Source organism: Oceanobacillus halotolerans (assembly GCF_010993955.1).
Classification (GTDB): Bacteria; Bacillota; Bacilli; order Bacillales; family Amphibacillaceae; genus Oceanibacillus_A; species Oceanibacillus_A halotolerans.
In genome coordinates, this window is record NZ_WIXL01000002.1 from 109,563 (window position 1) to 131,585 (window position 22,023).

Sequence of the window (22,023 nt, forward strand, 5' to 3'; positions counted from 1 at the left end):
ATTCTTTAATATCATTACCATAAATCAACACAATTTAAACTAGATGGTTACTTTTTTCTAGGTATTCTAAAGGTAAATGTTGTCCCTTCATCTAACCGACTATTTACTGAGATTACTCCATTATGGGCGTCAATTATATTTTTCGCAATCGCTAGCCCCAAACCAGTTCCTTTTTTCTTTTTATTTCTTGTTCTTGATTTATCTGCTTTGTAGAATCGTTCAAATACAAAAGGTAAATCGTCTTCAGGGATACCGCTACCATTATCTTCAATAGATACTGAAAAATCATTTTCATCGGATTCAATCATCACGTGAACATATCCACTTTCACCTGTATGACGAATTGCATTGTCGATTAGGTTTGTAAACACTTGTTCAATCCGATCTGCATCCATATAAACGGCATCTACCTGTAATTGTTTGGATACTTTTAATTCTACCTGATTTTCTTCTGCAATTCCATTAAATTTACGGATAATCCGATCAATAAAGGTATCCATATTCACAGACTCTTTATTTAATTGGATATGGCCAGCTTCCATCCGAGCTAGATCTAATAGCTCATTTACTAATCTCCCCATTCTAAGTGATTCTTCATAGATGATTTGGGCTAGCTCATTCTTCTCCTCTTTACTTTCTGCTACATCATCCACAATGGCTTCACTATACCCTTGTAACATAGAAATTGGCGTACGTAATTCATGTGACACATTGGCGATAAAATCTTTACGCAATTTATCGAGACGTCTTTCTTCTGTCATATCTCGTATTACTGCAACAGCACCACGTACATAAGCCTGGTCGTACAATGGTGTCATAATCATTACCCATGTACGTCCCTGTATATTAAATTCGTGTATGGATTCGGATTCATCATCAATGACTTGTTGTAAAATTTCTTTCAATTCTGATGGTAATTTTTTGTTACTTTCATCATCTATTTGTTCATTATTTTCATAATATAAGTTTTCTAGAAAGTGTTCTGCTGGTGGATTGGTTACCATCATATCACCATTACGATTTAATGTTATCACGCCATCAGCCATCGAGCTTACAATACTGGACAGTTGTTCTTTTTCTTGTCTTAACGCATTAATATGGAACTTCAATTGTCTTCCCATGCGGTTAAAGGCCATTGCTAAGCCACCTATTTCGTCATGGGTTAATATTGGTACTTTTGTATTAAATTCACCCCTCGTTAAATCAAATGCTGCTTCACGCATTTTTAACAATGGTGCTGTGATTCGTGTAGATAGAAAAAAGGCAAAAATAGTTGTTAAAATGATTGCAATTCCTGCAGCTAAAAAGATAATCTTCGTTGTTTCCGCTTTTGTTTGATCAACCACCTCTAATGATTGATAGACATAAACAGCTCCACCTGTACTTGCTACAGGTGTACCAACAATCATTACTTCCACATTACTATCTGGGAGCATCATTTGTTTCTGAACCTTTTCCTGGTCCGTTAATACAGTTGTTAGTTCTTGGTCATTTTGGAGCCAATCATCTTCTAATTTGGCAAGATTATCATCACTGCTATTTGATACCCAAGCTGTATCATCATTAAAAAGAATGGCAACACGACTTTTAGGATCTTTTACTTGTTCTGCTGTTTCAATTAAAAGCCCTCTACTTTGATACTGTTCCACCATTACAGATACTTTCGTTGCGGTTTGCATCATATCTTTTTCTGCTTCTTCAATATGAAATGTTTCAAAAAACTCTAATAGTAAAATAGTTAATATAAACAATACAAAAGAAACTAGCAATAAAATCGTTATTGCTAGCTTTCCAACGACACTACGCCAAAACATCATGCATCATCTACCTCAAATTTATAGCCTACTCCCCAGACGGTTACAATCATTTTTGCAGCGTCTTTTGAGATTTTGTTTAGTTTTTCCCGTAACCGTTTCACATGTGTATCAACAGTTCTTAGATCACCAAAAAATTCATATTGCCACACTTCTTTTAACAAATGTTCGCGATTGAACACTTTATCTGGTGATTTTGCTAGAAAACAGAGCAATTCATATTCTTTTGGAGTTAAACTTACTTCCATCCCATCAGCCGTAACACGATGCGCATCATAATCGATCGTTAAGTGCGGGAATACTAATAAATTCTTTGGTGCTGTTTCATTTTCATCAAAATGCGATGCACTCACTCTCCGTAATAATGCTTTTACACGTAATACGACTTCACGCGGACTAAATGGCTTGACAATATAGTCATCTGTCCCAACCTCAAAGCCTTGAACACGATTTGCTTCTTCCCCTTTAGCCGTTAGCATAATAACAGGTGTTTCTTTTTCTTTCCGTAGTGCTTGACAAACTTCAATCCCGTCCATTTCTGGCATCATAATGTCTAGCAGAATGACATCATAATCATTTTCCAATGCCAATTGCAGTGCATCGGTTCCATTATCTGCTTCTTCTACAATATAGTCCTCTCGTTCTAAATACATTCGTATTAATCGACGAATTCGTTCTTCATCATCTGCAACCAACACTTTCGCATTTATATCCATAATACATTCCCCCCTTACATTCCAGTATAAACGAACTGTGAAGAAAAGTATAAAGAAAACAAGGCATTATAATTGTTACAAAATGGATCCATTATTTGTACAAACATTAAGCATAAGAATGGAGTCCAGCTAACACTAAATTAACTACAATTAGGTTAAACATAATGATCCCAAAGCCAGCAACTGCAAGCCATGCTGATTTTTCCCCATGCCACCCTCGTGAAAGTCTTAAGTGAAGATAGGCTGCATAGAAAAACCATGTAACTAATGCCCAAACTTCTTTTGGATCCCAGCCCCAGAATCGATCCCAGGCAATCTGAGCCCAAATGGCCGCAAAGATTAAACCACCTAATGTAAAGACAGGGAAGCCAATTGTTACGGAACGATAATTTATTTCATCTAATACATCTGGTTTAATATTTTTAAGCATTGGCTGGATTGCTGCACCAACTCGTTTTCTTAAAATTAATCTTACTAGACCATATAGGATGGAACCAGTTATGACTGACCATATTACTGTATTAAACTTCCTACCAGCATCTGCACCTTGCATCCATTCAGGGGTTTCAAACAACGGCTGCATCGTATCTTCGGTTAGCAGTGTACCATCATTTGGACCAGCAATAGCAGGTAAATGATATTCTGTTGTGGTTGTCGCATTTTGTTCTGTATATTCAAATGTTGCATTATAATCCATCAAATTAAATGTTGATGTAATCACGATAAAGCCGATAAATAAGAATATTGTATATAATACAGTTTCCAACCATGTCGTTTTCTTACTTTTGACAGATTGATCAATTTGTCGAATTAAATAAATTAACCCAGCAACAAAACTGATTGCAAGTATTCCTTGTCCCAACGAAACAGTTGTTACGTGTATATATAGCCAATGACTTTGTAGTGATGGTACCAACGGAGAAATCTCTGTTGGAAACATACTTGCATATGCAATAATAATCAATGCTATAGGTAAAGCAAATAATCCTAAAGCACTTAATTTATAAATGAAATAAATGATGATAAACGCCAGTACCATACACATTCCTAGAAATGTCATAAATTCAAATAAGTTACTGACTGGCGCATGTCCACTAACAATCCATCTAGTTATAAAATAAACGAGCTGAGCAATAAAACCAATAATGGTCAATGTAATACCAATTTTGCCAGATATGTTCCCTTTACGCTTATCGGACTGCTTATCTTTTATTGTTGCACCAAAAAACCCAGTAGCAACAAGATACAGCACAAATGCAGTGTAAAGTGCTATACTACTTATGGTTAATAAATCCATTTATATCCTCCTTATATACATGGTTACTTTTTGTCTAATTCTTGTTGGTCCTCAACCATGTTGACATTTGTATCCTCGATTATTTTTTCAATATCTTTTCTCACACCAAACCAGTTTTTATTCGTATGGGCTGCAACTAATACACCTTCATCTTTTGGATGAATCCATATACGTCGGTGGTACCAATACATTCCTTGTGTAACACCGATCATGAAAATAGCGGCACCAATACCAAATAATGGTAAGGTGTAGTCTCGGCGAACCGTTAATCCACTAACATCACGAACTTGAAAGTCCTCTAACCCTAGAGTATAGTCATTTTCTTCCGTTGCAGGTATATTTCTACCAATCCCAACAAAACTTATTTCTGGTGTTTCGGTTTCAGGAGGATAGACTGAAAATACAAAAGCTGGATTTCTTGGATAATTTGTTTCCGATCGTGGAACACCATCATCCATATAATAATCAGGGTAATACTTGTCCACATTCACCGTAAATCCATTGTCCAATTCATACGTAGATTCTGGTGATGTTAAATCTACCGTAAATGACCCTAGTCCCTCTTCATCCTCATCTTCTGTATCATAAATTCCGAATGTCATACTCTTAAACTCATCAAGTTGATAGCCAGCCTGGTACAAGGTATACCCATCAAACTTTAAAGGTTCATTCATTCGAATTTCCTGTTCTGCAATCTTTTCTAATTCTGATTCCGCACCAGTTACATCGGCTTCTTGTTGTTTGTAAACAATCGCATTTGTTTGGAAATTACTTGGGATCATTCCACCTTGTTGCATAATAGACTCTTGAAACCGTTCGTCATTTTCGTCATACGTTTCCAAAATAAAGTCTTTGTTTTCTATCAGGTATTCGCCACCTGTTCCAGGAATAACGATCTGCTCCCCTTCTCTAACCCATACATATTCATCAATATACAATACAGAAGAAAAGCGTAGAATAGCTGCTAATAGAATAATAATTAAACCTATATGATTCACATATGGCCCCCAACGAGAAAAACGTCCTTTTTCTGCTAAAATATGGCCATCTTGTTCCGATACACGGTACCGCAGTTGCTTTAATCGATTCACCATTTTCTCTTTTTCTTCTTTGGTTACAGACTTTGTTTCACTATATAAGCGTTGTCTATTAATGAATGTTTCATGCCGTTTAGGCTTCTGTCTTTTTAACGCTTTATATAGTGGAACAACGCGGTCAATACTACAAATAACAAGTGAAATTCCGATTAGTGCGATTAGCGTCATGTACCACCATGAACCATATAAATTATGAAGTCCTAACTGATAATAGATTTGACCAAGAAGACCGTAGCGTTCCGCATAGAAAATAGATGGATCACGTGATTCAGCGTCAGCAGGTATGTACATTTCCTGTGGAAAAATAGTACCAATTGCAGAAGCTATTAATGTTATAACGATTAACCATACCCCTACTTTAACAGAGGAAAAGAAATTCCATGTCTTATCAATAATTGATTTATTATAGGTTTGCGATCTACGGGCACTTCCATCATACCGCATGTTTAACAGTTTTCGTTTATCATTACCATCAATATGTTGATTTTCTTCAATAGGTTTCCCGCATGCCTCACAAAGGACTGTTCCCTCTGGGTTAACATGCCCACACTCACATTTTATTTTTTTCATTTATATCCCTTCCTGCAAACAGGTTGCTGTTCATCTTATTCAGGTTGAATTTGCTCCAAATATCCTTCTAAGTCTTCTAATGTTAAAGCACCTTCTACAATTTCCACAATCTCTCCATCCGCATTAATAAAAAATGAACTTGGTATTGGCCCTATTTTATATAAATCTTTCACCTTATTATCTTTATCATGTGGAATAGGAAATGTGAGATTATATTCATCGATGAAATTGTGCACAACTAATTCTGTTGTATCTAAACTGACAGCAACAATTTCAATTCCTTTTTCTTTATACTCTGGATACAAATCTTGCATATATGGCATTTCTTCCTCACAAGGCTTACACCATGTACCCCAAAAATTCAGCATAACACCTTTACCTTGTAAGTCACTCAGACGAATTGTTTCTAATTCATTATTTTGATTAATTTGCTGAAGCTCAAAGTCTGGAGCTTTGTCCCCTACCTCATATATTGTTTTATCCTTATTTGCATTCGAAACTAAAGCATATACGGTAGCTACAAGCAACACAGCTAAAACTGCAGTTCTAAAGATTAGACGTTTTCTTTTTTTATTTTCTTTCTTTGCTTTTATTTGATCTAAGTTCATATACGGATCACTCCCTAGAACATTATAACACGTAGCTATCGTATTAAATTTGACTATTATTTAACAATTTTCGTTGCTAGTTGACGTAATTGTTTAATTTCATGTGGAGTTAGTTTTCGAAATTGTCCTGGTTGAAGATTATGGACATCAATAATTCCAAATCTCTCTCGCTTTAGTTTTTGTACAGGAAATCCGATTTTCTCCATCATGCGGCGAATATGGCGGTTTTTCCCTTCGTGTAAAACGATTTCTAATATCGCAGTTCCCTTCTTTTTATCGGTTGATAACACCTTTGCAGAAACTGCTTTTAATAAATCATTATCTGATTTAACACCTTTTTTTAATTGCAAAAGATCCTTTTTTGTTGGAATACCTTTTACTTTTGTTACATATACTTTATCGATCCCATATTTTGGATGCATTAAGAGATTTGCAAATTCTCCATCATTCGTTAATAGTAAAACTCCGGATGTATCATAATCTAATCGACCAATTGGGAAAATACGTTCAGGGACTTCTTCTAAATAATTTGTTACTACCTTACGCCCCTTATCATCCTTTACACTGGAAATTACTCCTCTTGGTTTATATAAAAGATAATATACTGGTTGTTCTTTTTCTAAAAGCACACCATCTACTTCAATATCATCATCTGGTGTAACCTTTGTTCCTAATGTTGTTACCGTCTTTTTATTTACTTTAACCTTCCCATCTACAATTAACTTCTCTGCTTTCCTTCTTGATGTAACCCCGCTTTGTGCTATTACCTTTTGTAACCTTTCTTCTTGTTTCATATTATCACCGTTTTTCGTTTTAGTTTACCCATAAGGCTCATTTCGTTTTCTACGTAGGTTTTTATGTCGCATCTTCTATAGATTGCGACGTAATTTAGTGAATTGTAGTTTATTTCCGCTCCAGACAGCCGCTTTCACCATGGGCATAAGTGCGACATCTGTTCAAACTATTCGTTTTCACAGTGTCTTCTTTACCGCGGACAACGCTTTTAGCTTCCTCGGAAGCAAAAATCGCTTCCTGTGGGATCTTCAGCTGTTGTTTTTTCCGCAGGAGTCGACTGTCCTACGCTCCAATAAACTGTTTTATTAGGAGCATAAATGATACGAATTGGTATGCACAAATCAGCGTAGGAAAAACACGAAGACTCCTGCGGGATCAGTGGCCTAAGTGAGACCCCACAGTGCAATAGCACGAGGAGGCTCACGGGACACCCGCGGAAAGCGTAGTGTTTTTCCGAAGCGAGTGATATCACTATCACAATATCAATTTACGTCTCAATTTCCATCAACTATTCATTAAAATTTTCCCCTTAAAAAATCAACAATCTTTTAGAAAAGCCAACATAATAGTAGCGCTAACTATAAGTTAACGCTACTTTAACATTCTATCCAAATATTAGTGTTACTACTATTATAGATGCTATTATACCAACTATATCTGCTAAGAGTCCAACTTTTAATGCATATCCCATTTTTCGTATCCCAACAGCACCAAAATATACCGTTAAAATATATAATGTTGTATCCGTACTTCCTTGCATGGTACTGGCTAGTCTACCAATAAAAGAATCTGGGCCATGTGTATCAATTAATTCTGTTGTCATCCCTAACGCAGCAGTTCCAGAAATTGGCCTAACAAGTGCTAGTGGAACAATATCTGGTGGTATTCCAATAAACACTAAAACAGGGGAAATGAGATCTATAAATGCTTCTAACGCACCAGAGCTTCTTAAAATAGTAATGGAAACGATCATCCCCAGCAAAAAAGGAAGTAAAGAAAATGCCATTTTGACACCTTCTTTTCCTCCCTCTACAAATAACTCATAAGCTGGGATTCGTTTCCACATAGCAGTAAGTAATACCAGCAATATAAAGCATGGGATTATCCAAGTACTTATCGTTGTAATAATACCCATTTTTGTCTCCTCCAAACCTTAAACAGCAAATTTTTCTATTTCCCTACTGTTTTCTTTTATCAATAGAATAAAACAGACGATCTATCAAAATAGCACACGTAGTCGATATAAGTGTTGCAATAATGGATGTACCTACAATTTCCGTCGGTGATACTGAGTTATATTGCATGCGAATTGATATGACAGTAGTCGGAATAATGGTTAAACTTGATGTATTTAAAGCTAAAAAAGTAATCATCGACCTAGAAGCTTTATCCGATCCACTCAATTTTTTCATTTCTTCCATTGCTTTTATTCCCATAGGTGTTGCAGCATTACCTAAGCCAAACATATTAGCAGTTATATTGGACAAAATATATCCGATTGCTGAATGATCTTTTGGAATTTCTGGAAATAATTTAACGACTAGTGGTCTAAATAACCTTGATAATGCATTTAAAATACCTGCCTTCTCGGCGACCTTCATAATTCCAAGCCAAAATACTAGAATACTAATTAAACCAATAGATAATGTAACAGCCTCATCTGCACTTTCAAATACAGCCTGGTTAACCTCTTCCATTGTGCCATTAAACATTGCGTAAACAATCCCTATGATTGCCATATACGCCCATATGATATTGACCATATTATCCAACCCTTATAATTTGCTTGAAGAGTGATAGGACTGTAGAAAAGAAACCCTTTTCTTGATTTGGGTGTTTTTTAGAAAAAATAGATGTTTCTGCAATTGGTTTATCATTCAGGTAAAAGATACTTTTTCCTATAACATCCTCTGATTCATTTATTTCCTCTAACAAGAAAGTTTGTCTATCTATACTATCTTTTTCTACATCACTTAATGGAAATCGCAACGCCTCATGAAGATAACCAGTAATTTCTTCTCCTGTTTTCGTTTCATAGGTTACTGATCCCTCCTCCATGAGATCCTCTAAATTATACGTATCATAACCCCATTCAAACATATTAATATGGTCTTGCCAGTCGTTTCGGTCATTTAACGTCACCGCAATTAAATCCATATCTTCTTTATGCGCAGCCGATACCAATGTTCGACCAGCAGCTCTAGTAAACCCTGTTTTACCACCAATACAATACTCATAAAGTGATGTTAATAATTTATTTTTGTTTTGCCATGCATAAGCTCGTTTATCTGATTTATACGAAGTTGTTTCGGTTACTTTTCGGAATATGTCATTTTCCATTGCATATCGCATTAAGACAGCCATATCATATGCAGTTGAGTAATGATTATCATCGTGAAGACCATGGGGGTTAACAAAATTGGTATTATCCATCCCGATCCATTTTGCTTTTTCATTCATTAAGTAAACAAAACCCTCTACACTACCACCAATATGTTCACTTATGGCAACTGCAGCGTCATTCCCAGATCGTAACATTAACCCATAGACAAGATCCCCTAACGACATTTTTTCTCCTTCCTCTAAATAAATTGAGGAGCCTTCCGTATAAACAGCTCGTTCACTTACCGTCACTTCTTCATCCCATTTCCCAGACTCAATCGCCACAATTGCTGTCATTATCTTTGTGATGCTGGCAATTGGCTGTTGTTGATGAGGATTTTTCTCAAATAAAATTCGACCAGAGTTTTGTTCCATTAAAATCGCATTTTGAGCTGATACACTTGGTTTTGCTTGTCCAATAATCGGATTTAAAAAAACAAAAAACACCACTAATACTAACGTTACGAAATAGCGCATTTAAAGACATCTCCTCACAGACAGTGTGTCTTTATATAGATATGCAAAAGATAATTGGATATGATATGAATATATAATTACGGGGGATCTAGCCCCCCGCTTTAATTAGAAGTATTCTTGACTTTTTTAAAACGATTATTCACATCTTCCCAATTCACAATGTTCCACCAATTTTTAATATATTCTTTCTTATCATTCTTATATTGTAAATAATATGCATGTTCCCATACATCTAGTACTAATAATGGAATCATTGTTGCTATATGAAATAATTGGTGCTTTTCAAGTGTTTGAATGGCTAGCTTTTTACTATCAGGTAGCCATACAAGTGTTGCCCAACCAACACCTTCAACAGAAGAGGCAGCTTTTGTAAAAAGGTTTTTAAAGTTAGTAAACGAACCAAAGTCCTTATCAATTTGCATACGTATATCACCAAAAGCTTCCTTTTTACTGTTTGGGGTCATATTTTTCCAAAAAATCGAATGCAAAAAGTGTCCCGATCCATGAAATGCCTGCTCACGTAACCAATGTTTTAGCATACTATCTTCCATTTTATGATGTTTTTTGTAAATAGCTTCTTCTGCTTTATTCAATCCATCTACATAAGATTGATGATGCTTTTGATGGTGTAGCCGCATAATTTCTTCACTTATATACGGCTCCAATGCATTATACTTATATGGCAATGGTGGAAGTTGATGTTTTCCAATTTGCTTTTTTTCTTTACGGTGGAGTGTGGTAATATCAGTTGCATAGCGTTCTCCTTCTTTTTGTAAGGCGATGACCTCATCATTCTGTATATGCCCTTCATCCTCTAGTAAACGCTTTATTTTTTGTTGCCACTGACTAATTTGTCCTACCAACGTATCATGTGTGTTATTGGGGATATTTGCTTCATTTAATGTACGCTTTACCTCTTCCCCCCATTTATACAGCTCCTCTAGATATTCCTTTTTTTGTACAGTCATATAATCACCTCTGTTTAGTTTATGAGGCTACATGAGACATTGTGCTGCATACCTAGTAAGGGAACTGTTTATTTTAAAATAAAAAATCTCGCCAGCCTGATTTTTTCAAAAAAAGCCGCTAAAGAAAAGGAGGAGATGAATAAGATCAAGGAGGTCAAAGTCAGTGAGGCAGATTCTGAATGTGGATAATTATACCGCGAAAATAAACCAGAGGATTTCTTCTATTTAGATCACCACACTACTGAAGTACATATCACCACAAAAAAAACATCACACGCCATGTTTAGGAGGATGACAAGGAACAGGTTTGTTTGTAGCGACTTTCCAATGAAGGGAAAAGGATTTATTACATGAGAAATAGGAAAGTAGAACGGAGCTTTGCAGATTCAAAGGAACTGCACGGGCCGCGTTATTGTCGCTTTGCGCAGAAAACAAAAGGTTTGATAACAAGTATTACTGACAGCTGCCTGTCAGAACATGATTGGCGGAGGGGCGAATACCGCGATACTCCTGCGGAAAAACGAATGATCCGAGACCCCCGAAACGTGGATTACGCTAGGAGGATCGGGCGTTCGTCCGCGGAAAGCGAGTGGTATTTGCTCCTGGAGCTAAGTGTAAAAATAAGCTTATAAAAAAGCCAGAGTTTCTTTACAAGCTGAAAATATCGCTTGGCGAGACTTTTATTCATCCGTATTCGATGGATTCATATCGGCAAATTTTTCAAAGAATAGATCTGCTTCCTGTTCGATGGATTCATCATTAATTTCTTCTGGTAATGGTGGTAGCTCTTCTAAGGATGTTAGCCCAAAATACGTTAAAAATTCTTTAGTCGTTCCAAATAAGATCGGCCTACCAATACCCTCTTTTCTACCAACCTCTTCTATAAGCGACCGAGCTAATAACGTTTGTACAGGTCGATCGCTTTTTACTCCACGAATTTCTTCTATTTCCGTCCTCGTAATTGGCTGCTGGTAAGCAATAATAGCTAGTGTTTCTAAGGCAGCTTGGGACATTCTACTGGAATGAGGTGTTTGTACAAGCCGTTGAAAGTATGTACTATGTTCAGGCTTTGTTGTAAGGTGAAAAACTTGATGAGACTCTATTAGCATAATTCCCCGTTCTGTATGGTTATAATCAAACTTCAATTCTTCTATTATATGTGTAACGGTTTGTTTAGAGATCTCTAGAATGCGTGCTAATTGCTTAATTGTCATCCCTTCATCACCACTAGCGAACAACAAGCCTTCTGTTATCGCCTTTAGCTTTGATATTTCCACTTTGTCTCCTCCATATAATATATATATAGTAAATCAAATGATTTTTCTTGTTTACAATAAACTGTATTATGCTTCATTAATTCTAATAGTGCCATAAATGTAACGACAATATGCTGCTTGGAATAATGAGGAAATAACTGATCAAATACAATTCCATTAGAAGATCGTTTCACAATGGTTACTATTTCTTCCATCCGTTCTTCGATTGGAATTTCTGCACGTTTAATAGTGGTATCTAATGGTTGGTCCCATTGCTTTCTTTCCATCATTTTATGTAATGCACCTAACATATCATAGATAGATACATCATTATTTACAGGAGGCTGCTCCTTCCGAAGGTCTTCGAAAATAACTGGAGGCCTTGTATAAATTTGATGTGATTCCACTTCTCTTTTCTTCAATTCTTCAGCAGCTTCTTTATACTTGCGGTATTCAATTAATCGCTGCATTAACTCTTCACGTGGATCTTCCATATAATCATCTGTCTCTTCATCTAGATCTTGCTTTGGTAATAACATTTGACTTTTCAATGCAATTAAAGTTGACGCCATCACAAGGTATTCACTTGCTATATTTAACTCTAATTGTTGCATCGTGTGGATATAATGCATATATTGTTTTGTTATTTGTGCAACGGGAATATCATAAATATCAATTTCATATTGTTTAATCAAATGTAGCAATAAGTCAAGTGGTCCTTCAAACGAATCTAATTTCACTTGATAAGCTGGTTGCATTGCTTTCCTCCTTCAAATAACGCCATATTCAGATTTATTGCATGAATATAATGTGGTTACCATAATTAGTGTGAGGTTTTCGACCCGACAGGATGTGCTAATTCCACCTTTGCAACAGGAGACATCACGCTTATATTGATCAACAACTATATGCGGATAAATTAGAATAATTTCTAATAAACGCCCATACACCAATGTTTCTATATACATAAGTTACTACTGTAAGATAAATGTTATCAAAAAAACATTTATTCGTTAAGCAAAAAAAGGAGGATTTTATCATGGGAGGACACTATGGATATGGCGGCGGATTTGCCTTAATCGTCGTGCTGTTTATTCTTCTGATTATTGTTGGTGCTGCATGGTTATAAGGTAGGAATGCAACTTGCCTTCAGTAGGTCTTCCTTCTGAGGGCTGTTGTATATTTACTAAAACAATGTAATAAAGTGAAACTTCAAACAGTGGGGTTCGACTAGACAGGACATGCTAGTGCCAAAAATTGCCACATGACAAGGAAAGCTGCGACAGCGACACATCGCACCAAGCAAAAGTATTTTTCTTATGCGAGGACATCACCGTTTTAGGCAGCCTGCCAGTTACATGCGGGGTAAAAATAAAAACCAGCCCTATACAGGTAAGAGCTGGTTTTTATTTTTATGTTAGTCCTTACATTTTAAATAAAAATCCTCTATAGCATCATCGGCACATACGGCATATTTTTCTTCATACATATCCGTAATGGCCTGAACCATCTTCTTTCCAATTCCCATGTTACGATGAGAAGGATTGACAGATATATGTTGGACAACCGCATTAATATCATTTTCAATTCTTAATCCAATCGCACCAAGAACATCCTCTTCTTTCCATAAGAACAGGTGCCAGTTTGGATTTGATTCATATTCTTTTATCGTTTGTTGCAATTTTTTTACGTCCTTCTCTTCAGGCATAAAAGACAGTAAACCCATTGCAATTTTTTCCATATTTTTCTTATAGCGAATTAACATAAATATCCCTCATCATAAGAAACGAACCAACTTTTATTTTATATTTACCTTTATTGGTTTGTCTCTACAATTGTTTGTATCTCTATTTATGCATTAATCGAGTAAGTTTGTCAATTATCTTTTTTATCTCCTAATAAATATTATTCGTTTGTTCTAAAAAAGTACTCACTGACCAGTATAAACATATTTCCCCGTATTCATACTATTATTTATTCGATTAGCTATAATAATGTTACTTTTCAAACAGAACTTGCCAAATGGTATACCCATCCGATTTCTTTTGTTTAATCTTAAACGGGATCAAATTCATAATACATAACCATAAATTAAATAATATAAATACAGAAAGATAACTATTTGGTATAAAGTAAAAAGGAATAAAGCTAACTAATGCAACCATTCCATTACTAATAGGCCCACTTAGTGCTATCAAAACTAATTCAGAATTAGAATAAGGTGTAGATCGATTACTCCATACAAGGCCACCAAGAAAATAGAGAGAACAGATTGTAATGTGTATGTTATTTAGATTAAAATGGATACATTTATTACCAGTACCAAGGGACAGGTTAACATTGTCAGCCCCCCTCATTCTTGCTCCAATGGCGTGTCCGAACTCATGGATGAATGTTGCTATTGGGGCCATAATAAATAGAAAAATGATAACAATATATAAATCCATATCCCTTTTATCCTATTCCATTAAGCTGTATAAACATCTACTTTTTGCATAACATCTCCATTTTTCATCTGTTTTACATATTCCATTCCAGAAGTGACTTGACCAAAAACAGTGTGAACTCCATTTAGGTGTGGTTGCTCCTCATGAACAATAAAGAATTGGCAGCTCCCAGTATCCTTTCCAGCGTGTGCCATTGATAATGACCCTTCAACATGCTTATGTGGATTACCTTCTGTTTCACATTTAATTGTATATCCTGCATTTCCCGTACCATTTCCATTCGGGCATCCACCTTGGCTAACAAATCCATCAATGACTCTATGGAATGTTAATCCATCATAAAATTTTTCGTTAGCTAGTTTTTCAAAGTTAGCAACTGTATTAGGTGCTTCATTTTCATATAAATCAAATTCAATCTTATTTCCATTTTCCATTAAAATATATCCTTTTTTAGCCATTGCTGTTGCTCCTTTATATAAAATCATAGTTTATCATATCATGAACTTCTCTGTAATAAAACCATTACAAATAAGATAAGTCATTTTGCACGACATCTTTATATGTCTCACGGCGAACTACTTCTTTTGCTTGTCCATTTTCTACAAAAACGACAGATGCTTTTGGAAATCGATTATAATGACTTGCCATCGAATATCCATAAGCTCCTGTAGAGAAGACTGCAAGTATATCACCACTATCGACAGAAGGAACTGGTAAATCCCAAATGAGCATATCCCCTGATTCACAGGCTTTCCCAGCGACTGAGACTACTTCCGTGTTAGGTTGATCTGCCTTATTAGCTAAAACACCTTCATATTTTGCCTCATATAAAGCAGGCCGTAAATTATCTGTCATACCACCATTCACCGAAATATAAGTGCGTACATCAGGTATATGCTTTTTAGCTCCTATTGTGTATAAAGTGATTCCAGCATTTCCAACAATAGAACGTCCTGGCTCAATCCAAATTTCTGGTATTGGAATATCAATCATACGGGAATAATTTTGTACATTTTCAACCAACGCTTCAACGTACTTATTGTATGGTAGTGGTTGATCATCTCCCGTATAACGAATTCCAAAACCACCACCTAAATTTAATACTTCTGGTATAAAGCCAGTTTGTTCTTTCCATTCACCTAACTTTTCAAATAAACTCTCCGTTGCTTTAACAAAACGATCAGTCTCGAATATTTGTGATCCGATATGACTATGCAACCCTTTAAAATGAATATGTTTTTGATTTCGTAGTTTTTGGAATGCTTCATCTGCCTGACCATTATTTAAATTAAATCCGAACTTGGAATCCTCGTTTCCTGTCATAATATAATGATGAGTTTTTGATTCAATTCCTGGTGTAACACGTATTAATACATCCATTTTCTTGTTATATTTTTCGAGTAGCTGTTGTAGCATTTCTATTTCTAGAAAATTATCAACTACAATACAACCAATATTATTTTCAACTGCCATTTTAAGTTCTTCATAGCTTTTATTGTTTCCATGTAAATGAATTTTTTCAGTAGGAAAATCTGCTTGAAGCGCTGTAAAAAGCTCTCCTTCAGATACAACATCTAAGCTTAAGCCTTCCTGGTCTGCTATTTGAACCATTGCAATAGAAGAAAATGCTTTACTTGCATAGGCAACTTGTGCTTTCACATTTAATTTCTTAAAGGGATCTACAAAGGAACGACAATTTTTTCGGATTATATTTACATCATATACATATAGTGGTGTACCAAAATCACGCGCCAAATTAATGGTATCAAGACCGCCTACTGTTAAATGGCCTTTATCATTTACTTTAAATGGGTGGTTCTCTAACATAACCTTAACTCCTCCGTCTATCGTCAAGCTGCATTTTCGCTATCATAACAAATGCAGTTCAAATAATACAAACACTTTATCACATTGAATAAAAAAACAAAAGAATTTTGTCATAAAGTGTGAAAGACCAATATTTGACTGCTTTGGAAAAGATTATTACTTCTGCCTTACTCTAGTTTAAATGCACGGATGTAAAAAGATCATTTTTATTTTAAATAAGCATGTTTGTATCGTCTATTCTTCTTATTGTTGCGAAAGATATTGAGACATTGTAATACATACCAATCTATACGGTTTAACCACCGTTTGGACATAGGTGAAAGTTGATAGTAGTTTTTAAACCCTTGTAATTTGCGGTTTAATCCTTCTATGAGATCTCCTATATCTACATGTAATTTATGTCGTGGGATGTATAGTCTTTTATTTTCTTTCTCATTTTCTTCATTGCTTTCTTACTCGGAACATGATGCATGAAATAGAAGATGTTTCGACTTCCCTTATTCCTCCTAGAGGGTTGTAATTGACAAGGCTGCAAGATTCACTTCATGTTACGACCTGCTAAGTTGCTCGCACTCTTTCAAGAGTTACTTTGTCACCAGGCTTCAACCTTAAGGTTTCTCCACCAGTTGCTCGTCAGTTACCGATCGTCTTGGCACTTACTTGGATTGGACTTTCACCAATTAGCAATCAACGCTTGTTGGGCACTCATCTTTTTAAAAAGGGTTTATAGCTTGGAAAAAAGCTATAAACCCTTCTTTTTGGAAGGCTGACTATAATTGTTCTTAGGGTGAACAATACTTGGTCTGCTATTGGACAGAGGTACGGGAATACGAATTAAAATGTGTAGAAATGCTTTTGCGTTAAATGGCAAAAACGGCCATAAATATGGTGTTTTTAAAGACTTTAAGCTTGCTAAAAACAGAAAGTATATAGTAACACCAATTAGAAAGCCGTATATGCCAAATAGCCCTGTCACAATAAGAAGGATGATACGAACCAAACGATTTGCAACACTTAACTCATAACTAGGTGTTACATACGTTCCAATTGCACTTATCGCTATATATAAAATAGCTTCTGGGCTAAGCATACCTACCTGAATTGCAATTTCACCAATTAATACGGCTGCAATTAAGCCCATTGATGTTGCTAATGGGGTAGGTGTATGGATCGCCGCCATACGTAGGAATTCGATTCCCAAATCCGCTAATATAAGTTGTATGACGATTGGTATATTTCCCTCGTCGTTTGGTCCAATGAACGATAATGGTTGCGGTAATAAAGAAGGCTCCATTGTAAATAAAAGCCATAATGGTAATAAAAACATGGATGCTAAAATAGCTAGAAACCTTGTCCATCTAATAAATGTACCTATAGCAGGTGCTTGACGAAATTCTTCTGCATGTTGTAAATGATGAAAATAAGTAGTTGGTAAAATAATGACACTCGGTGATGTATCCACAATAATCAAAACATGTCCTTCCAATAAATGATTCGCAGCAACATCAGGTCTTTCCGTGTATCTTACAAACGGAAATGGGTTCCATCCACGCTGAACCAGAAATTCATCCAACGTTTTATCTGCCATCGCAATCCCATCAATTTCGATCGATTCAATTTCTTCCTTTATTAATTGAACCAAGCCATCATCGGCAATATCACTAACATAGCTTAGACAAACGTCTGTTTTTGAACGCTCTCCTACTTTAAGCATCTCATGACGTAATCGTTCATCTCGAATCCTTCTTCTTGTTAAAGCAGTGTTTTCAATAATATTTTCCGTATATCCGTCACGGGAACCACGGACAACATGCTCTGTATCTGGCTCCTCTGGACTACGACCTGGATAACTCCTTACATCAACAACAAATGCTTGTTTTTCTCCATCAACAAAAACAATAATTAAACCAGAAAGCATTTGATCTACTGCTTCATCCATTGATTCAATGGCATTAACTTGTTGATGTACTAAACGATTTTCTAGAATTTCTGGTAATTTTTTTGAGTTCGATTCATGGTCATTAATTTCAATTAATTTTTCCATTAATTCTACAATAATCGCAGAATCACACAAACCAGTTAAATAATATAGGTGTATTTTTTTCTTTAAAACAGTCAATTCTCGAGAACCAACATCAAAGGAAACATCTAGTCCTACTCGTTCCTGCATATATGCTTTGTTTTCTTGAATGGTTGGAGAAATTGCTGTGCTTTTTGTTTTTTTTCGTCTCAACATAACACACTCCATCTTCACAAACTAAAATACAAGCGTAATTTTGAGTAAATTATCGGACAAAAAATGTCCACTGAAATAGAGAACCAGTGATTTTTCCGAATACAATAGCCATAAATAACCAGACTATTTTGTCGTCTATTCCAATTCGTTTCGATAAAATTGGAAAAACATTTATCACTTCTGTTAAGGCTGCAGCAAGCATCCCATTAAAAATACCATGAAGCACACCCCAAATTATTAATAGTAATTCAGGATGATTCCATGTAACATTCGTAAAAGATAAAAACGTTCCAAATATGGAACCTATTATGATGCACGCAGTATAAACTTTGATATATGCTTCTGATCTTGTTAATTGTATTAATCGAGGAATAATCCCTAACAATGTTAAAAATGCAACAAATCCAGCGCCCACCGCAAGACCACCAGCGAAACCGACTACTATTTCCACTCCGATTATAAGAAAATTACTTATCATTTATCCTATTTTCATAATGGGTTAAGTATTGGTCTAAGTTTTGCTGGTAGTTAAAAATCTCAACTTCTAATGGACTCGGCTCTTCATTAATACGTTTTTTAAACCAATGATTAAAAAACAGAACCATTCCAAGTCCAAGTCCTAAAGAATATGGTATTTGAATCCATAATGGAAATTCTTCCTCTTTTCCGGTTAAAATATAATGAAGCTTTTGCTGGACTTCTTGCATACTGACATCATAATGGAAATTCATAATGGTCATAGCAGCCCCAATAAATAAAAGTAACCACACAGCGGATACAAGTAAGATGGAAGCATTTTTCTTCGTTCGATTGATTCGTACAACGGTGTGTGGGGGACCTACTAATTGTATTTCGATATTTGGAAATAAACGATTTAAATGGTCAATTATTAAAAAACTATCGATAACGACAATATTTTTGTCCTTTTTTGAGACCCGATAAATTGGTGTTTTTTCCAATTCTTCTTTTTGCAAGGATGTTGTTGAGATGAAGGCTAGATCCTTAAGGGTTAAGCTTTCATATTTTTGTTGCTCCACATTCTTTTTCATACGTAAATAAACTATTTCTTTCATGTGGATCCATCCTTTACACTGTTTGTAATTAGTATTGGTTAAAACCATTATTTTTATCAGCATTTTTTAAGGTGGTTTTTTTAAAAGGATTGTAGCTTTCTAGTTCGAAACGTCATGCATATAAGATGTATTATGCGCAGTAGTTTAGCTTATGAATACTTCTACGGAAAAACACTTCGCTTTCCGCGGGGGAGTGGTAAGCCTCCTCGGGCTATCGCCCTGTGGGGTCTCACCGATCTCCTACTTCCCGCAGGAGTCTCCGTGTTTTTCCTACGCTAGCTCGTGTTCGTGTTCTATTTCTTATTAATATCATCATTAATGCTAATACAATAGTTGATTGGAGCGTAGGACAGTCGACTCCTGCAGGAAAAGCACGTGTCCAGACCTGAGCAGGAAGTGGTTTTGTTCCGATGTCTAGCTACAGCGCCTGCCCCCTCGAGGTCTTAAGTCAATCCTCTTTGTGGCAAAAAGCGCCACACCGAGGCTCGGCTTAAGCTTGGCAGATAAGAAAAACTTTCTTACTTCATAAGTGCAACTAAGGCTTTCGCCACTCGGCGACAAGCCAAGTTTTCTAATCGGGGGTGACCAAGGCACTTACGCTTTTCTATAGAGGAGGCTGAGGCCGTGCCTGCGGTAAAGAAGACACTGTGAAAACGTAAAGTTTGAACAGATGTCGCACTTATGCCCGTGGTGAAAGCGACTGTCCGAAGCGGAAATCAATGGCACCTTTTATTGCGCATTATATAGATTATGTACAGTAAAAAACAACAAAGTATTCGAAAAGTGCCATTAGAAAAAGGCTTTAATTAAAAAAATCACCACATGAAGTGGTGATTTTTATTAGACTTGATCCATTTTTAATTTAATATCCTCTAATATTTTCTTTTCTAGTCTAGATACTTGTACCTGTGATATTCCTAACCGCTCCGCAACTTCTGATTGTGTCTTGTCTTTATAATACCGCAGATACACAATTAAACGTTCTCGTTCAGTTAACCCTCGAATAGCTTCCTGTAAACTAATTTTATCAAACCATTTCGTATCGGTATCTGCGATTTGATCGATTAATGTAATTGGGTCGCCATCATTTTCAAATACAGTCTCATGAATGGAGTGAGGTGATTTTGCTGCTTCTTCAGCATGAACAACCTCTTCAGGTAAAATATCTAATGACTCCGCAATTTCATTAACAGTAGGTGATCGGCCAAGTTGTTTCGTCAACTCATCCTTTTTTTTGCGGATTTTGTTTCCAACTTCCTTAAGTGACCGACTTACTTTTAAACTGCCATCATCACGTATAAAGCGTTGAATTTCACCAATGATCATTGGAACGGCATATGTTGAGAAGCGAACATCATAAGATAAGTCAAATTTATCAATGGACTTAATTAAACCGATACTGCCAATTTGAAAAAGATCATCTGGATCATATCCACGATTCATAAACCGTTGCACAACAGACCAAACAAGCCGTATATTCTTTTCTACCAATTTATCTCTAGCCTGTTTATCTCCATTCTGACTCTTCTTAATTAATTCCTTTACTTGATCATCTGTCAAGGTTTCATTCTGGCTACTATGATGCTCCTGTTTCACATTAACATCCATAGGCATGCCTACTTACTTACCGTTTTTGATTTTGATAATTGTTTTCTCATATGAACAGTCGTACCTTCACCTTGAATCGAGATGATCTCTACGGAATCCATAAAATTTTCAATGATGGTAAAACCCATTCCAGATCTTTCTAGGTCTGGTTTCGACGTATACAATGGTTGTCTAGCCTCATCAATATTAGGGATTCCTATACCAGAATCTTTTATCGTAATATCTACTTCACCATCGTATAGTACACAAGAAATAGAGACAATGTGATGGGGCTCGTTATTATATCCATGAATAATAGCGTTTGTTACTGCCTCAGATACAACTGTTTTAATTTCTGTTAACTCCTCCATCGTTGGATCTAATTGTGAAACAAATGAGGCTACCGTCACCCTAGCAAATGATTCATTCTGACTTACACTTGAAAACTCGACATGCATTTCGTTTTTCATGAAGCCACCCCCAACGTTTCTAATGCGTAGTCCTCTGTTTCTTCTTCTCGTACAATCTTAAATAAACCAGACATCTCAAACAATCGTTTAATTGGAGGAGAAACCGAGCAGACGACCATTTCTCCTCCTAATTGTAAAACCTCTTTATATCTACCTAAAACAACACCTAATCCTGAACTATCCATAAATGTAACTTCTTCCAGATTTAAAATGACATGCTTCACTGGGTTTTTATACATTGTTTCTTTCCATTCATCCCGTAGTGCTTCTGATTCATGATGGTCTAGCTCACCAGACAAACGGACAACTAAAACATCTTTCCTAACATCAAAAATAGTTTGTAGACCCATTTGCGTTTCCTCCCTACATATCTTTCTATTCACGTAATTCGTGATGAAGGGGG

The 22,023-nt window shown here is 35.9% G+C and carries 24 protein-coding genes and 1 pseudogene; 2 read left to right on the forward strand and 23 right to left on the reverse strand.

Going from position 1 to position 22,023, the window contains the following annotated elements; translation table 11 throughout:
• Positions 1-47 precede the first annotated feature (47 nt).
• From GHC26_RS03525 to GHC26_RS03570, 10 genes are all read right to left on the reverse strand, one after another.
• Positions 48-1,814: an ATP-binding protein gene (locus GHC26_RS03525; RefSeq protein ID WP_318936970.1), complete on the reverse strand. Its 1,767-nt coding sequence runs from the start codon at positions 1,812-1,814 to the stop codon at positions 48-50.
• Positions 1,814-2,530, reverse strand: coding sequence for a response regulator transcription factor (locus GHC26_RS03530; protein WP_163969892.1), 717 nt, complete (start codon positions 2,528-2,530; stop codon positions 1,814-1,816). Before GHC26_RS03530 ends, GHC26_RS03525 begins: the two co-directional genes overlap by 1 nt.
• Before the next feature lie 106 nt (positions 2,531-2,636).
• Entirely contained in the window at positions 2,637-3,827 is a 1,191-nt protein-coding gene (gene ccsB / locus GHC26_RS03535) for a c-type cytochrome biogenesis protein CcsB (RefSeq protein ID WP_163969893.1), read from the reverse strand.
• Between the two features lie 23 nt (positions 3,828-3,850).
• The gene (gene resB / locus GHC26_RS03540; protein WP_163969894.1) at positions 3,851-5,494 is read right to left on the reverse strand and encodes a cytochrome c biogenesis protein ResB; all 1,644 of its coding nucleotides are present in this window, start codon (positions 5,492-5,494) and stop codon (positions 3,851-3,853) included.
• Positions 5,495-5,529: 35 nt separating this feature from the next.
• Positions 5,530-6,102 (reverse strand): thiol-disulfide oxidoreductase ResA, encoded by a 573-nt coding sequence (gene resA, locus GHC26_RS03545; protein WP_163969895.1) that lies wholly within the window; start codon positions 6,100-6,102, stop codon positions 5,530-5,532.
• 56 nt (positions 6,103-6,158) lie between these two features.
• On the reverse strand, positions 6,159-6,896 hold the full coding sequence (locus GHC26_RS03550; RefSeq protein WP_163969896.1) for a pseudouridine synthase: 738 nt from the start codon (positions 6,894-6,896) through the stop codon (positions 6,159-6,161).
• A gap of 605 nt (positions 6,897-7,501) precedes the next feature.
• A complete protein-coding gene (locus GHC26_RS03555; RefSeq protein WP_163969897.1) occupies positions 7,502-8,032 on the reverse strand; it encodes a spore maturation protein in 531 nt (176 codons plus the stop codon).
• 43 nt (positions 8,033-8,075) lie between these two features.
• Entirely contained in the window at positions 8,076-8,660 is a 585-nt protein-coding gene (locus GHC26_RS03560) for a nucleoside recognition domain-containing protein (RefSeq protein WP_163969898.1), read from the reverse strand.
• A gap of 1 nt (position 8,661) precedes the next feature.
• Entirely contained in the window at positions 8,662-9,756 is a 1,095-nt protein-coding gene (locus GHC26_RS03565) for a D-alanyl-D-alanine carboxypeptidase family protein (RefSeq protein WP_163969899.1), read from the reverse strand.
• A 101-nt stretch (positions 9,757-9,857) separates the two neighbouring features.
• Positions 9,858-10,724 carry a superoxide dismutase gene (locus GHC26_RS03570; protein ID WP_163969900.1) on the reverse strand — a complete coding sequence of 289 codons (867 nt, stop codon included), beginning with the start codon at positions 10,722-10,724 and terminating at the stop codon, positions 9,858-9,860.
• Between the two features lie 323 nt (positions 10,725-11,047).
• Between GHC26_RS03570 and GHC26_RS16165 the strand changes: the two are divergent.
• Positions 11,048-11,252, forward strand: a pseudogene (locus GHC26_RS16165) (transposase); the annotation flags it as partial.
• Between the two features lie 152 nt (positions 11,253-11,404).
• Here the strand turns inward: GHC26_RS16165 and scpB are convergent.
• The gene (scpB, locus tag GHC26_RS03575) at positions 11,405-12,001 is read right to left on the reverse strand and encodes an SMC-Scp complex subunit ScpB (protein WP_163969901.1); all 597 of its coding nucleotides are present in this window, start codon (positions 11,999-12,001) and stop codon (positions 11,405-11,407) included.
• Positions 11,983-12,738 (reverse strand): segregation/condensation protein A, encoded by a 756-nt coding sequence (locus tag GHC26_RS03580; protein WP_163969902.1) that lies wholly within the window; start codon positions 12,736-12,738, stop codon positions 11,983-11,985. Before GHC26_RS03580 ends, scpB begins: the two co-directional genes overlap by 19 nt.
• Positions 12,739-13,019: 281 nt before the next feature.
• Here GHC26_RS03580 and GHC26_RS03585 point away from each other — a divergent pair, with 281 nt between their 5' ends.
• The gene (locus GHC26_RS03585) at positions 13,020-13,109 is read left to right on the forward strand and encodes a YjcZ family sporulation protein (protein WP_163969903.1); all 90 of its coding nucleotides are present in this window, start codon (positions 13,020-13,022) and stop codon (positions 13,107-13,109) included.
• 288 nt (positions 13,110-13,397) lie between these two features.
• On the opposite strand, the gene GHC26_RS03590 is transcribed toward GHC26_RS03585, so the two are convergent.
• The 11 genes from GHC26_RS03590 to spoIIAA all read right to left on the reverse strand — a co-directional run bounded on the left by GHC26_RS03590 (position 13,398) and on the right by spoIIAA (position 21,970).
• A complete protein-coding gene (locus tag GHC26_RS03590) occupies positions 13,398-13,745 on the reverse strand; it encodes a GNAT family N-acetyltransferase (RefSeq protein WP_163969904.1) in 348 nt (115 codons plus the stop codon).
• 232 nt (positions 13,746-13,977) lie between these two features.
• Positions 13,978-14,427, reverse strand: coding sequence for a M50 family metallopeptidase (locus tag GHC26_RS03595; protein WP_163969905.1), 450 nt, complete (start codon positions 14,425-14,427; stop codon positions 13,978-13,980).
• Positions 14,428-14,447: 20 nt separating this feature from the next.
• A complete protein-coding gene (locus GHC26_RS03600; RefSeq protein WP_163969906.1) occupies positions 14,448-14,885 on the reverse strand; it encodes a peptidylprolyl isomerase in 438 nt (145 codons plus the stop codon).
• 64 nt (positions 14,886-14,949) lie between these two features.
• Positions 14,950-16,254, reverse strand: a complete 1,305-nt coding sequence (gene lysA / locus GHC26_RS03605; RefSeq protein ID WP_163969907.1) for a diaminopimelate decarboxylase — start codon at positions 16,252-16,254, stop codon at positions 14,950-14,952.
• A gap of 206 nt (positions 16,255-16,460) precedes the next feature.
• Positions 16,461-16,664, reverse strand: a complete 204-nt coding sequence (locus tag GHC26_RS16170) for a group II intron maturase-specific domain-containing protein (protein ID WP_163970200.1) — start codon at positions 16,662-16,664, stop codon at positions 16,461-16,463.
• Between the two features lie 332 nt (positions 16,665-16,996).
• On the reverse strand, positions 16,997-18,490 hold the full coding sequence (locus tag GHC26_RS03615) for a spore germination protein (RefSeq protein ID WP_226376839.1): 1,494 nt from the start codon (positions 18,488-18,490) through the stop codon (positions 16,997-16,999).
• A gap of 49 nt (positions 18,491-18,539) precedes the next feature.
• Entirely contained in the window at positions 18,540-18,968 is a 429-nt protein-coding gene (locus tag GHC26_RS03620) for a stage V sporulation protein AB (protein ID WP_163969909.1), read from the reverse strand.
• Positions 18,958-19,563, reverse strand: coding sequence for a stage V sporulation protein AA (locus GHC26_RS03625; protein ID WP_163969910.1), 606 nt, complete (start codon positions 19,561-19,563; stop codon positions 18,958-18,960). The genes GHC26_RS03620 and GHC26_RS03625 overlap by 11 nt, the downstream gene beginning before the upstream one ends.
• 840 nt (positions 19,564-20,403) lie before the next feature.
• Positions 20,404-21,171 carry an RNA polymerase sporulation sigma factor SigF gene (sigF, locus tag GHC26_RS03630; RefSeq protein WP_163969911.1) on the reverse strand — a complete coding sequence of 256 codons (768 nt, stop codon included), beginning with the start codon at positions 21,169-21,171 and terminating at the stop codon, positions 20,404-20,406.
• An 8-nt stretch (positions 21,172-21,179) separates the two neighbouring features.
• Positions 21,180-21,620 carry an anti-sigma F factor gene (gene spoIIAB, locus GHC26_RS03635; RefSeq protein WP_163969912.1) on the reverse strand — a complete coding sequence of 147 codons (441 nt, stop codon included), beginning with the start codon at positions 21,618-21,620 and terminating at the stop codon, positions 21,180-21,182.
• Positions 21,617-21,970, reverse strand: a complete 354-nt coding sequence (gene spoIIAA / locus GHC26_RS03640; RefSeq protein WP_163969913.1) for an anti-sigma F factor antagonist — start codon at positions 21,968-21,970, stop codon at positions 21,617-21,619. The genes spoIIAB and spoIIAA overlap by 4 nt, the downstream gene beginning before the upstream one ends.
• Between the last annotated feature and the right edge of the window lie 53 nt (positions 21,971-22,023).

Coding starts and splice junctions, on each gene's coding strand:
- GHC26_RS03565 (WP_163969899.1), bottom strand. CDS start 9,756: ATGCGCTATTTCGTAACGTTAGTATTAGTGGTGTTTTTTGTTTTTTTA.
- GHC26_RS03525 (WP_318936970.1), bottom strand. CDS start 1,814: ATGTTTTGGCGTAGTGTCGTTGGAAAGCTAGCAATAACGATTTTATTG.
- spoIIAB (WP_163969912.1), bottom strand. CDS start 21,620: ATGAAAAACGAAATGCATGTCGAGTTTTCAAGTGTAAGTCAGAATGAA.
- ccsB (WP_163969893.1), bottom strand. CDS start 3,827: ATGGATTTATTAACCATAAGTAGTATAGCACTTTACACTGCATTTGTG.
- GHC26_RS03555 (WP_163969897.1), bottom strand. CDS start 8,032: ATGGGTATTATTACAACGATAAGTACTTGGATAATCCCATGCTTTATA.
- GHC26_RS03615 (WP_226376839.1), bottom strand. CDS start 18,490: ATGTTGAGACGAAAAAAAACAAAAAGCACAGCAATTTCTCCAACCATT.
- resB (WP_163969894.1), bottom strand. CDS start 5,494: ATGAAAAAAATAAAATGTGAGTGTGGGCATGTTAACCCAGAGGGAACA.
- GHC26_RS03585 (WP_163969903.1), top strand. CDS start 13,020: ATGGGAGGACACTATGGATATGGCGGCGGATTTGCCTTAATCGTCGTG.
- spoIIAA (WP_163969913.1), bottom strand. CDS start 21,970: ATGGGTCTACAAACTATTTTTGATGTTAGGAAAGATGTTTTAGTTGTC.
- GHC26_RS03620 (WP_163969909.1), bottom strand. CDS start 18,968: ATGATAAGTAATTTTCTTATAATCGGAGTGGAAATAGTAGTCGGTTTC.
- GHC26_RS03595 (WP_163969905.1), bottom strand. CDS start 14,427: ATGGATTTATATATTGTTATCATTTTTCTATTTATTATGGCCCCAATA.
- GHC26_RS03590 (WP_163969904.1), bottom strand. CDS start 13,745: ATGTTAATTCGCTATAAGAAAAATATGGAAAAAATTGCAATGGGTTTA.
- lysA (WP_163969907.1), bottom strand. CDS start 16,254: ATGTTAGAGAACCACCCATTTAAAGTAAATGATAAAGGCCATTTAACA.
- GHC26_RS03625 (WP_163969910.1), bottom strand. CDS start 19,563: ATGAAAGAAATAGTTTATTTACGTATGAAAAAGAATGTGGAGCAACAA.
- GHC26_RS03550 (WP_163969896.1), bottom strand. CDS start 6,896: ATGAAACAAGAAGAAAGGTTACAAAAGGTAATAGCACAAAGCGGGGTT.
- GHC26_RS03600 (WP_163969906.1), bottom strand. CDS start 14,885: ATGGCTAAAAAAGGATATATTTTAATGGAAAATGGAAATAAGATTGAA.
- GHC26_RS03560 (WP_163969898.1), bottom strand. CDS start 8,660: ATGGTCAATATCATATGGGCGTATATGGCAATCATAGGGATTGTTTAC.
- GHC26_RS03580 (WP_163969902.1), bottom strand. CDS start 12,738: ATGCAACCAGCTTATCAAGTGAAATTAGATTCGTTTGAAGGACCACTT.
- resA (WP_163969895.1), bottom strand. CDS start 6,102: ATGAACTTAGATCAAATAAAAGCAAAGAAAGAAAATAAAAAAAGAAAA.
- GHC26_RS03530 (WP_163969892.1), bottom strand. CDS start 2,530: ATGGATATAAATGCGAAAGTGTTGGTTGCAGATGATGAAGAACGAATT.
- GHC26_RS03570 (WP_163969900.1), bottom strand. CDS start 10,724: ATGACTGTACAAAAAAAGGAATATCTAGAGGAGCTGTATAAATGGGGG.
- sigF (WP_163969911.1), bottom strand. CDS start 21,171: ATGGATGTTAATGTGAAACAGGAGCATCATAGTAGCCAGAATGAAACC.